The sequence below is a fragment of the Burkholderia cepacia genome, from assembly GCF_001039005.1.
In the GTDB taxonomy this organism is placed as follows: Bacteria; Pseudomonadota; Gammaproteobacteria; order Burkholderiales; family Burkholderiaceae; genus Burkholderia; species Burkholderia theae.
The window spans coordinates 15912-27267 of sequence record NZ_LDWR01000108.1; the positions used below are offsets into that span (position 1 = coordinate 15912).

General features: G+C 55.8%; 11 protein-coding genes and 2 pseudogenes. 3 read left to right on the forward strand and 10 right to left on the reverse strand.

Translation table 11 applies throughout. The annotated features are described in order from the left end of the window. Positions 1–244: 244 nt before the first annotated feature. The 9 genes from VL15_RS41415 to VL15_RS41425 all read right to left on the reverse strand — a co-directional run bounded on the left by VL15_RS41415 (position 245) and on the right by VL15_RS41425 (position 7492). Positions 245–1576, reverse strand: coding sequence for a glycosyltransferase family 32 protein (locus VL15_RS41415; protein ID WP_080971101.1), 1332 nt, complete (start codon positions 1574–1576; stop codon positions 245–247). Between the two features lie 595 nt (positions 1577–2171). After that, entirely contained in the window at positions 2172–2435 is a 264-nt protein-coding gene (locus VL15_RS37870) for a hypothetical protein (RefSeq protein ID WP_048252021.1), read from the reverse strand. Beyond that, on the reverse strand, positions 2410–3015 hold the full coding sequence (locus tag VL15_RS42440) for a hypothetical protein (protein ID WP_155420405.1): 606 nt from the start codon (positions 3013–3015) through the stop codon (positions 2410–2412). The genes VL15_RS37870 and VL15_RS42440 overlap by 26 nt, the downstream gene beginning before the upstream one ends. 88 nt (positions 3016–3103) lie before the next feature. Then, on the reverse strand, positions 3104–3685 hold the full coding sequence (locus tag VL15_RS37880; protein WP_196319679.1) for a hypothetical protein: 582 nt from the start codon (positions 3683–3685) through the stop codon (positions 3104–3106). Further along, positions 3669–4505 carry an EscJ/YscJ/HrcJ family type III secretion inner membrane ring protein gene (locus VL15_RS41420; RefSeq protein WP_080971102.1) on the reverse strand — a complete coding sequence of 279 codons (837 nt, stop codon included), beginning with the start codon at positions 4503–4505 and terminating at the stop codon, positions 3669–3671. The genes VL15_RS37880 and VL15_RS41420 overlap by 17 nt, the downstream gene beginning before the upstream one ends. Continuing rightward, positions 4502–4813 carry a type III secretion system inner rod subunit SctI gene (sctI, locus tag VL15_RS37890; RefSeq protein WP_053077793.1) on the reverse strand — a complete coding sequence of 104 codons (312 nt, stop codon included), beginning with the start codon at positions 4811–4813 and terminating at the stop codon, positions 4502–4504. The genes VL15_RS41420 and sctI overlap by 4 nt, the downstream gene beginning before the upstream one ends. A gap of 57 nt (positions 4814–4870) precedes the next feature. Further along, the gene (gene sctF / locus VL15_RS37895; protein ID WP_048252025.1) at positions 4871–5146 is read right to left on the reverse strand and encodes a type III secretion system needle filament subunit SctF; all 276 of its coding nucleotides are present in this window, start codon (positions 5144–5146) and stop codon (positions 4871–4873) included. Positions 5147–5224: 78 nt separating this feature from the next. Continuing rightward, positions 5225–6436 carry a PrgH/EprH family type III secretion apparatus protein gene (locus VL15_RS37900; protein WP_155420406.1) on the reverse strand — a complete coding sequence of 404 codons (1212 nt, stop codon included), beginning with the start codon at positions 6434–6436 and terminating at the stop codon, positions 5225–5227. A 246-nt stretch (positions 6437–6682) separates the two neighbouring features. Further along, positions 6683–7492, reverse strand: a complete 810-nt coding sequence (locus VL15_RS41425; RefSeq protein ID WP_080971103.1) for a helix-turn-helix domain-containing protein — start codon at positions 7490–7492, stop codon at positions 6683–6685. Positions 7493–8134: 642 nt separating this feature from the next. On the opposite strand from VL15_RS41425, the pseudogene VL15_RS43475 reads away from it, so the two are divergent. The 3 genes and pseudogenes from VL15_RS43475 to VL15_RS37910 all read left to right on the forward strand — a co-directional run. Continuing rightward, positions 8135–8696: pseudogene (locus VL15_RS43475) on the forward strand (IS5 family transposase); the annotation flags it as partial. Positions 8697–8766: 70 nt separating this feature from the next. Further along, positions 8767–9255, forward strand: a complete 489-nt coding sequence (locus VL15_RS37905; protein WP_230684623.1) for a transposase — start codon at positions 8767–8769, stop codon at positions 9253–9255. A gap of 43 nt (positions 9256–9298) precedes the next feature. Then, positions 9299–10452, forward strand: a pseudogene (locus VL15_RS37910) (IS110 family transposase). Between the two features lie 415 nt (positions 10453–10867). Here VL15_RS37910 and VL15_RS43480 read toward each other — a convergent pair. Next, positions 10868–11356: hypothetical protein (locus VL15_RS43480; RefSeq protein WP_230684624.1), on the reverse strand; the 489-nt coding region annotated here is incomplete at its 5' end.

Below are 11356 nucleotides of genomic sequence, written 5' to 3' on the forward strand. Positions count from 1 at the left end.
GGAAACGGTCGGGCCGAGCCGCTTACGGTCGATGTGACAAACTCGGCGACTGCTCCTACTGCTGGAGCGGGGGGCGTCGCGAATTGGAATGTGTCCGTCTTCCCCTGAGTTGCGCGCGCGGGAGTTTATTTAAAAATATCATACTTCGGCTCTTTGCAAAATCTGCGGCATTTTGCTAAAACGAAACAAGGTGCCGAATGCTCGCGCCCGTAACCACGGCACATATGGGGCGCGCTTGAAGTGGCTAGGGACGGGGGGGGCTGATATCGAACAACGTCCGTAATGGACTTGCAGGTGAATTACCGGCTCGCGCAAGAAATTTGCCCTCAGTAAACTTGTTGATGATCACTTCTTTAACATCGGATGGTAACCACGATGCGGCACTTCCAGTTTTGATATGGAAGCCAGGTTCGCTGAAGGGTAGATAAAATGCTTTTGCTGCTAGCATCGTATTGAAGTAATTGTCGCTGATAACGCGTGGCTCGGACGGCGACACGGTGAGTTTATGAAATGCATATAGCAGATCGCGTTCAATTTGATAGTAATCTGGTCTTAGGGCGCGCAAAACATCGTTTAGTAATGCCGGCCCGGTGAGCCGGAATATGGTATTAATATAAACGAGTGCCCTGGCGGCATCGGGTTTGTCGCCGTCGATCCCCCCGCTACACCACTGATATGGTGTGTTGGGTAGAGACTTTTCCGCGCCCAGTCGTTGCTCCATCTCTTTTAGAATTTCTGCCAAAACAAAATTGCCCGGATTGCACGCAAAGTTAGAGTTGTTATAGCCTTGGAGAGCGGATTTTGTTGTGCTAATTCGGCTGACCATTCCATTGAGCAAAATATCATTGGGGCCAGCCAGTAAAGTCATGTCGGCATCGATGCTATGGGCTGGATGGTCGTCGACATCCAAATAAATTCCGCCTTCGCGATGCAGGATATGTACGCGTAAGATGTCCGATGCGGCGCCATAATTTCTACCTTCTTCTCCAATGAAGTAACGATAAAATTTTCCCAGTGTCGATTGCAGAAATGCCTTGAAATGCGGCTCTCTGAGAAGATCAGCCACTTCGATCCCAGATTGCGGCGAGAACTGTTCCTGTAGCCGGCGTGAACCGACCATCGTGGCTGCATGGGCATGCAGCACGACGCGGTAACCGTGGCAGTACCGTGTGGTTTTCAACATTCGGCGCACCAGTCTGTCGGGAATTCCATTCTCACCAATCCAAATGTAATGGATCGTGCGAGGTATCGGTTGGGCGTTAGGTGTGATGTGTACTACTGGTGGTAGCACGATATCGTATCGTTGGCTCGCGATGATTTTGGGTCGCTGAGGGAATATATCGCGCGTGCCGATGTGCCAGCGGCCAGGTTCAGTGCGCCACACGGGTGAGGTCAATAGAAATCCATGTGATGAATGCTCCAAAAGGAACCAGCATTCAAGTTCAGCATGGTAGGCGACAATGTGTGATTTTCCGTCAATTCGGATCCTGAATCGCCGATCATCAGAGAGCTCGATATCGTCGATAGGAATCGACAGAACATAGGGATATTGCGTTGAAAGAAAGGCGGGGGTCATATATAAAACCTAGAATTCGAAAATTCATTTTTTTGAAAAACGGAGGCTCTCTCTGTGTCTCCCTGTTTGATTGGTCAGTCTGGTAGTCAGGGATGCTGTCGGATTATCCGTCTCATGTGGATCAGTGCGCCATCACGTTACACTGGTGCTGATTTTCATAATATATCTTAATTTTGTTGGTATGGATATCGGCAAGAGTGTGCGTTGCAGAATGGTATGCACACGACGGTGCGCAACGTGTTTCCGTACTTTTCATCTTGATGCTGGACGGATACGCCAATGTAGCCATTGGTGCATCCGTCCGGCGCTTTCTCGATGCCATGGCGGGATAGTGCAGTAATATCAATTTCTATGATTTGCCTTATTCCAAGGTCTTGGGTGCCGCCTTAGTTGTAACGAGTAGCATAAGATTGTCGCCGTATTTCTGCTCAACAATGACTCGCAGTAGCATGGAGTTGACGCCATGCCGATCATCGGCGTCGTTAAAGCAATCTGCTCTTGCCGGCAAAGTATCGGCAAGCGTGACGACTAGCATGCCACGCATGCCATGGAACATGGCGACACCCCGCATGCGTCGGTCACTGCATGGTGATTATCAATTTTCGTCGCTGAAGATATCAGTCTGGTACTTGTTCGGAGACGGCATGAAGATGCTGTCCATGTATTGCGAGTACAGAAAATTTTCTTCCATGGCACTCGTCGTCGCCATGTTGTCGTCGGCTTGTTCGGCGTTCGTAATATTGGAGTCGCTAGTTCTACCGGACAACGCTCCAGTAGCTATGCGACTCTCCAAGGAAACGACTTCGTCAGAGGGCGCCTTGGTGGATTGATTTTCATGGGTGGTCGGGGTGATCTTCATTTTCCGTGTTCTCCTGTTGGGAAAGATGGATTTCAGCCGAGCTCGGGACCGAGCCGAGCCGGCTTCGCCATTGTTTGTGGAGTGTCTGCGCGAGACTAGCTGTTTTGTCGGCAAGCTCGTCGCGAGAGGACGCCGATAGCAAGGGCAATTCAAGTGTTAGCGCGAAATGAGCAGGTTCGAATTCGGCGATCTGGTCGCCGAATTCGATCAGCAGCCGAGGGGTGTCATGGAATTCTACTGTCACCGAGGTCATACCTACCTCTTCTAGCCGAGCGCGTAATGACGGCACACGGGAGCGGGCACTCTCGGGCAGCGTCAGGGTCACTGGCGATGACGTCGACGGTGAGTCTGTGGCCAGCCACTGATTCAATGCGCACTCAAGAAGCACCGGATGCGTCGAGATGCCAGTCAGTGTGGCCCGTATCCGATCGCTCATTTGTTTCCACAGGGCGCTGGCGAGTTGATCGGCCTGCATCAGCATGTTTCCGACATCTGTCAAACTGGCGGCGTAGCCGTCAAGGTACCCTTGCGAGAACGCTTGTTTGTGACGCGCATCCGCCTCGGCGTTGGCTTGCCTCACTATCTGGCCTGCGTGGTGCTGGGCGTTCGCGAGCAGATGATCGCGGCGCCGTTCCGCTCGAATCCGGGTTCGGCTCAGTAGAACGCCGTCAAGCGCTGAAACCGATGGCCTGGTTTGTGTGTCGCGCCGCATATTGTATCGTTTTCCTAAAAAAAGTTGGATCAATCGACTTTGGCGCCATCGGCGTCATATATAAATCGATGTCCGGACTTAGTGCGAGGCGGAAGCGCATACCAAGCGCATTGGCGAGCGGTCCCGCGCTGTCGATCAATTGATGCAGGCCCCTTGCCAACAGCACCTCGGTCTCAAGTGGTATATTGGGTTCTGGTACGTACTCGTTTTGTTGGCCTGAGGCCATGGCGAACTGGCGAACCCAGAGCGGCAGGCGGAGTATTCGCCCACCCCGCAGCAACGCGCCGCGGGACGCGTGGCAGCCGAGCAGCCAGGAGATGGTCGGCCAGCATCGCCAATGCCTCACGAGCAGAGAGCCGTTGGTCCCCGGCTTGGGTGGCGTGGCGTCCAATGGCAGATCGAACTGAGTGATCAGCAAGTCGTTGACCGCAGCGCGGACTGATGGGACCGTGCTCGTGAGATCCACACGGAACCGCTTCGGGTTGATATAGGCGACAGGATCGTACATCACGCGTTGCCAACTATTCACCTGATTCATCATGAATCTCCGGTGCAGTTAGTGTGCTATCGGGCTTTGATGCGGACGGTGCATTACCAGCGCTCGGCGTTGGCGTGGCAGATTGGGATGTCACGGACGCGGCCGAATCGTTACGCCGGCGAAACCACTGCCAAGCGCCCGCGCCGATACCAAGTACGAGTGCAAATAAGCCTCCGAGGAGGGCCGGGGACGCGAAAGCCTGCTTGCTGTGCGACGGCGCCGGTCCAACGTGCAAATGGTCCGCTTGCGGCGTAAGTACGACAGAAATGTTGTCGTAATCCACATTCGCTACGCTATTCTTTAGAAAGCGCTTGACGTCAGCAATTAACACAGCTTGGTCAGCGCTTGGGGCGTATACCACGATCGCCGATAGGTGGACTGGCTGCGGGTTGCTGTCGTCAGTGTCCTCGACTTCGTAACTAATGTGGACGCGTGCACTTGTCACTTGGCTGAGGCTACGCAGGGAATTTTCGAGTCGCTGCTCGATACCCGAATACAGGCGAGCCTTTTCGGCGCGCGGGGACGAGACCAGTGAATCAGATGGGAACATTTCGGCGATTTCGACATCTGGCTTCGAGGGCAGATGGTTACTCTTGAGCAGGTCGACCGCCGCTGCAAAGTCGACCGGATCGACGCCAATGGTATAGCCCGCCTTGCCCAGATCCTGTTTGTGTGCGGTTATGTCGTTGCGCTGCAGTGCGGCGATGACCTCGTTGGCTTGCCGCTCGTCGAGGCCGCGCAACAACTCTTGATCTCCACACGCGGTGAGCATGGCGCATAGTCCAAGGATAAGGGCCAGTCGGCTTTTGCAAGACGTCATGAGCGCATCAACGTATCGATCGCGCTGGTCGCCTTGTGCGCCAGTGTGCTTTCCATCGAGACGTCGACCACATAGGACGACATTGCCTTTTGCAATTCGAGTAACTTTTCGGGATTGGAAACGGTGGTCGGATCATTGGCCGCGGCATCGATTGCGGCTTTGCGCTGGCCGGTCTGTTCCGCGGCGTTGGCGAATGCTGTTAGCACTCGATCGTCCAGTGACATGTCTGCGGACTCGCTGATCGCGGCCGTTGGCTGAATGGTCGATGTTGTTTGGGCGACAGTCGTCGCACTAATTGCGGTGGTCATGGCGGAAATCCATTTAAGAGAGGGATTCGGCCGAAGAGGCGTGAACCCCTCATTTGGTTAGCGCATATTCGAGATGATCGACGAGTCCGTGTCCTTGATAACTTTGACAGAGTTGGACTGTGCGTTACGGAACAGGGTATATTCAGAGAGGTCGGACTGATATGCTGCCAGATACATAGGATTGGACGGATCGGCCTCAAGGTTACTTAGCGCAGTGGACAAACTCGTCTCCATACTGCTTACGCCGTTGTCGAAATCTTCCGAGAGGCCGTCCAGTGTGCCACTACCGTCGGCTCCGACGGTGCCAAAGGGATCAGTGTCCGCGATAGCCATTTCGATATGCTCCTTTTTGTATCTTCGATTGGTTGAAATTATTTCTTGGTTAGCAGCGGGTGAGTGTGAATAAATAGATTATTGATCTCCTCCTGGCTTTAGTGGGGAAGGGAAATACCACTTATCTACTCCCAATTTCACATATCCGTCGCTGCCGTACATAAACGATTTGCCTTTTAGCCAATCGTCCTTTAGATCTACCACAAAATGAACGTATCCAGAACCCCAAAGTGAATGGAAGTGGTTGGCGACGCGTGTGATTCGATCTAGCTCGGCGTCGGTCAAGCTGCCCGTGAAGCGAAAAGTTACCCCATCAGTAGAACGGGTTTCTATATAAGGAATGCCGTTGTCGGTGAGCGCGTCGCGAGCTATGCCGTCGATTTCCGCGTCGCTGCGGACATCGACAATGACGTCGCGCGCATAGGGCATGAGGGATAGCAGCCAACCGCGCAGTTTGCGTGTGCCTTCGGGTTCGAACAGCGTGCTGCTGTTCCGATCCCTGCTGAGAATCACAACTGGCTTCGCCGCATTGGTGAGGCGGATGCCGTAGTAGCCGATCATGGCCTTATCCAGTTCCGAGGCGATGCGCTGGACTTCACGGTCGACAGTCGTGATGCGCGTCGGGTACGGCACCGGATTGCGGACCAATGCCTGCCTCGCCCAGTTGGCCTCGCGATTGTCAGGCGCGAAAATGACGTAGCCAGATTTGGGTCCGGCATATAGAATCTGGAGCGGTTTATCATTGCGACCGAGTGCGGTTTGCAGATCGGTAACATGTGCTGCGTCGCTCGACGAATTGTGAACCAAGTACCAGCCGCCGCCTGTTGCAATCAGGGTTGCGATCGCGACGCCGGGAATCCAGCGGACAAGTGCGGTGCGCCGTCGTTCGCTTTGAAGATGACGGGGTGCGATTTCTTTCGTTGACAGAAACGCGACGACCCCTTCCGACCATTCGGCGACGACGGCGCGCACGGCTAGATTTTGTCCACAGACGGTGACGACCGTGTTCAAGTCGTGATACGTATCTTCTGTTTGTGTGCCCGGGATAGTAATTGAGAATGTTCCGTCTTCTATTTGGGCAAGCGAGATATCGAAGAATCTGCCCGCGCCGTCCACAGTCGGTAAAAAGATTGCGTCATCGTGCAAAGCCACCATATCTGCTTCGGGCATTGCGCCGGTTTCGTCGTAGGTCACGAATTGTGTACGACCCACCGGTAGAGGGTACTCCGTACCCCGCATCGGACCGGACAAGATTTTCAGCAAATAGGGTTGTTCGTTAGCGCCGTTCACGCGACTAATCCTTTACATGCCTGCAATTTTGGAGATGGGTGCTGCCCCCGACATCCTTCCGTGTTCTTGATAAGTGTAGGATTGCCGATCTTACTCATCATGATGACAATCTGATCGGATGAGCATGAAGAATCGGGGCGAGAGAGAATTTGTAGTATGGACGCAGCGTCAAATGATGGATTGCATCGCGCGCCGGCGATTTTCAGGTGCACGGTAGGCATCTCGCGTTTGGGAATAGGGGGAGAGTTATTGTGTATCGGCCCCCTCGGGCAGGGTCGTCAATTCGCTCGGCTTCACGCCTAGCATCGAACGCACCTCGCTTGAGAAGTGAGACGAAGATGCGTATCCGTTGTTGAGGGCAACCGTGGTAAGCGGTGCCGACCGGTCGACCATGTCCAACAGCGAACGTGCGAGACGCCAATTTCGCAACTGATGCTTGGCTCCTTGCCCCAGGGTTGTACGACAGAGACGCCGGAAATGAGATGGAGACAGTCCATAGCGTTTGGCCAGTTTTTCCAGTCGTACATCCCGGTCGACGGATTCACAGAGGAGAAAGCGTGCGATGCCGTACGTTTCTAACGCGCGGATATGATCGCAGAATGCTATCCATTCTGCGGTGGCAGTGATGTGTTGGGCGATTATGTATTGTTCGAAGTTCTTTCTTGTTCGGCCAAGGGTATTGTCAGGAATCACATACAGAGGTGGTGCAACGCGGGTGCCAATGGTCCGCGCATTCGTCGGCTGATGGTTACTTTCGTCGAGACACGCGAGGAGCATTGGTAGTATGGTCCGACACGTGTCGGAAAAGAGTAGACCGCTGGAAACACTGGGTGCCGAGAGAGGTTTTATCCGCATGCGGCCGGAGCCGGCAACCAGTACGTACCGGCCTGGTTGGAGAATCAGATTATGAGAACGATCATCCGGGCCGATTAGGTTGAAGCGCGATGTATTGGCGCAGGTTCCGATCAGTATGGGACCGCTGAGAAACGTGTAACCAGATTTCGGCACCCGTGACCAATGTAGATCGGCATCCGGGTTGTATTCGAGGAGTTGCATGAACTATCCTCCGGCACGATGAAGTACGGTTTAGGGAAATCGGACTCAGATTTGAAAAATCATGAGTAGTCGCTTCTGTAATAAACAAACTGACGATCGCGATATGGAGAAGATCCTGGCAACATGGATGCATTTCTCGTAATTCGACCAGGCAGCGGAAGCGGGCCATCTAGCCGAAAGTACGGTTGACCGGCCAGTGTTTATTTAAAACCCCTTGCCCAACAAAGTGCGTTGATGTTGTCGATACTTTCTATCGGCGCCAGGTTTGCCATCAGCGGCGGCTCGTCGGTATATTAATAGCGCATTGTTCAGTATGTGTTGGAAAAAAATGTACGCATCGGATTGTGCTACGCGTCGATCGGTTCGCGAATTTCGTATTCTCGGCGATGTTGCTGTGAAACCACTCAGCGTATCGTCTCCTCGATCGCAACCAGCTCAACTTCGGTCATACCACTAGGGTTGCGCTCCGCCTTGCGAGCCGACCTCGCTTGTCGTTCCTGACATGCGCTTTGTAGCCACATTCAGAGGCAACTTTCAAAAACGCTTCGAGTATGGGGCGCCGTACTGGATAAACATGATGAGATTCTCGCTCGGTGTCTCGCGCATGACACACGAAGGGTATGTGACAAGAGGCGGAGTGTTGTGACCAATCAGGCCGAGAGTCTCGCGTCGCCGTTTAACCCGGAATTTGTATCGTCGGCCAAAGGTAGGCGGCGGCGTTCGGTCGATGCCAGTCGAAATTGAGCGGCCTCCTGTATGTGCGACATGCCGGGCACTCCATGGGAGAATTTGCCGCAAGAACTCTGCTTTGGCCGCGGGATGACTTGCTGGCGACGCGTGCGCGACTGGCAAACGATTGGCGTATGGGAGCGGCTCCACGTTACGATGCTGGGCTTCGCCCACGCGAGCATGACCAGATCTCGACTGGACTCGGACCAGCATTGATGGAGCGAGCGTGGTCAACTCGCGGGAGGGCGAAGCGATAGGCCCTAACCCGACGGATCGCGGCAAACTCGACAGCAAGTGGCACCTCGTCGTACATGCTCAAGGCATTCCATTTGCGATCGCGGTCATGGGCGCTAATCGACACGATTCGGTGGCCTTCGAGCCGACGCTAGACGCGATTCCCGCAGTCAGTGGGTTGAATGGTCGGCCGCGCAGGCACCCCGACAAGCTTCATGCCGACAAGGGCTACGACTGCCGTTGATGTCGACGCTATCTGAAACGGTGGCGAATCGCCGTAAGCGCCCGGCAATGTCATCTTGAATAGGCTGGTGACGAAAGCGACGATCGTGTCCACCTATTTTTTAAATGGACACGTGTACGCTATGGACGAGAATGAAGCGATTTCGGAGACGGTGGAGCCGAGGCGGCGACGCCGCCACAGCAAGGAATTCAAGGAGAAGGTGATCCGTGCGGCGATGCAGCCGAACGTATCGATTGCGGCGGTTGCGCTGCATTACCGGTTGAACGCGAATTTGTTGCGTCGATGGGTGGCCGCACGGGAGGAGCAGGACGCAGCGGACGAGGCACGCCAGTCGCTGAGCTTGCCGGCGGCGGAATTCGTCCCACTTCAACTGGAAGTGCCGGGGGCGGCGGCCACCGCGACGGAGATTCAGATCGAGGTGCGCCGAGGAGCGGCGACCGTGAGGTACGCTGGCCGCTATGTGCCGCAGCCGATTGCGCGGCATGGTTGCAGGGGGGTGCCCCTATGTTGTTCGTCAAGCGTTAGATCCTATGAAGCGAAGGCCTCGACAAGCTGACGCCTAAAATTGGCGTGCTGGGGTTTGCTCAGAGGAGAACATCATGCGTACCGATCAGGTGTACACGGGTAGTGGTGACGAACTGGTGCTGGCAGTGTCGCTGGAACTGGCCGCGGCCAAATGGAAAGTCGCGCTTCACGACGGTCGGCGCGAGAAGCCGTCCGTGCACACGGCGCACAGCCGCAGGCCGCGGCGTGTCTGCAGGCAGTGCTGGACCTGATCGGCGCGCACAAAGAGAAGTGGTCGTTGCCGACAGACGTACGGATCGCCGTGAGCTATGAGGCCGGGCAAGACGCGTTCTGGATCTGTCGCGCGCTGCATTCCCGACACATCGACTGCTACGTTGTCGATCCGGCTAGTATTCCGGTCGAACGTCATCAGCGACGCGCCAAGACCGACCGGCTCGATGTCATCAAGCTCGTCTTCAACCTGCGTGCGTGGCTGCGCGGCGAGCGCGACCGCATGCACGTGGTGCACGTGCCGTCGCCGCAGGATGAGGCATCGCGCCAATTGATGCGCGAGCGTGGGCAATTGCAGAAGGAAGTCTTGCAGCACCGCGACCGGATGCGCAAGCTGCTGGCCACGCTCGGCTGCTGGGATGCGGTCGATCATCGAGCCTTCGCCGGCCGGCTCGAGCGCGACGAGGTGCGCTGCCACGACGGCGCGCCGCTGCCGCCGGAATTGCGGAAGCGGCTGCTGCGCGAGTGCGAACGGCTGGCACTTGTCGAACAGCAACTTGCGGCGCTGGAGAAGACACGACAGACGAACGTACCAGCACTCGCGCGCCAGCGTTGCGATGCGCTGGCGCGTCTGCAGGGGATTGGCGAAATAGGCGCGTCACGCCTCGCCCTCGAGCTGTTCTGGCGGGACTTCAACAACCGCCGTGAAGTCGGCGCGTGCGTCGGGCTGGTGCCGCAGCCCTACGACAGTGGCGAAAGCCAGGTCGATCAAGGCATCAGCAAACAGGGCAACCGGCGGGTGCGCGCGTTATTGGTCGAGATGGCGTGGACCTGGCTGCGTTACCAGCCCGGCAGCGCGCTGACGCAGTGGTTCAACCAGCGCACCCAGGGCACGGGACCGAACCGGCGCGCTCGGCGCATTGCGATCGTCGCGGTGGCGCGACGTCTTGCGATTGCGCTGTGGCGCTACCTGAAGGACGGTGTCATCCCTGAAGGTGCGCAACTGAAGCCAGTGTGACCAACGAGATATCGCAAGAAGGCAATCACGCCCCCGCGAAACGGACGTATGACGGTTTGAAGGGAACATGCCCGTTCAGCCCCTGGGTTACCGACGTAACCGATGTTTTAGATGGGGCATGCTCCCGGAAAAGATTCCGGCGTAACGCGCATACAGGATAAGGCTGGCGACACACCAGCGGATAGAAGGTGGTGAGATGCTGGTTCGTCTCACGAGCGCAACGGCGACTTCAGACCAGACGCACGAAGACACGTGAATATGTTGACAAATGCGATCTTGACAGCGGCTCGCTCATAGAAGGGGCTGACTTGAGGGTCGGCCGGGATTCGTGAAATTTTCGCCAAAATCACCTTAATGCCATGATTCAAAATGGGAATTTCAATTTTCGATCAGGCTGCATAGGCCGCGAGGTTTTTCAGATCCGTGGGCATGGTCGCAGCCCAAGTGCGGTCTCAGAAAGCGCTCTGACCAGCGTCGGCGATGGTGCCCATTGGCCACCCTGCACCTTGAAGCGTGCCGTCGCATCGACGACTTTCGTGCCTCGCGCGTCGTTCCGTGCGTTACCGGACAGAATGGCTTCACCGCGCGAGGAGGCGCGTTCCATGATCTGACCGACATCGAGAGCTCCGTTGGCATCGAGGGTGACGATCATGAAGTCCTGGTGGACGACTCGCGTCGGAATGCGATTCGCAAGCTCGATGGTCAGGTTTGCGATCCGCACGCGTTGGCCTGCGAAGGCCGGCAGGCGGTGGCTGTCCGGGTGCCCAAGCATCTGCCAGTAACTATAGCGACTTGCATTTGAAACCGGCCATGCTTGCAATCGACGCGGTTTCCTGCTCGAAATAATTGCAACTGGCCGAAACCGCGTGCTCGGATTATCTGCAACTGTGCTTGCATTCAGCGG

Coding starts and splice junctions, on each gene's coding strand:
- VL15_RS41415 (WP_080971101.1), bottom strand. CDS start 1,576: ATGACCCCCGCCTTTCTTTCAACGCAATATCCCTATGTTCTGTCGATT.
- VL15_RS37870 (WP_048252021.1), bottom strand. CDS start 2,435: ATGAAGATCACCCCGACCACCCATGAAAATCAATCCACCAAGGCGCCC.
- VL15_RS37880 (WP_196319679.1), bottom strand. CDS start 3,685: ATGAATCAGGTGAATAGTTGGCAACGCGTGATGTACGATCCTGTCGCC.
- VL15_RS41420 (WP_080971102.1), bottom strand. CDS start 4,505: ATGACGTCTTGCAAAAGCCGACTGGCCCTTATCCTTGGACTATGCGCC.
- sctI (WP_053077793.1), bottom strand. CDS start 4,813: ATGACCACCGCAATTAGTGCGACGACTGTCGCCCAAACAACATCGACC.
- sctF (WP_048252025.1), bottom strand. CDS start 5,146: ATGGCTATCGCGGACACTGATCCCTTTGGCACCGTCGGAGCCGACGGT.
- VL15_RS41425 (WP_080971103.1), bottom strand. CDS start 7,492: ATGCAACTCCTCGAATACAACCCGGATGCCGATCTACATTGGTCACGG.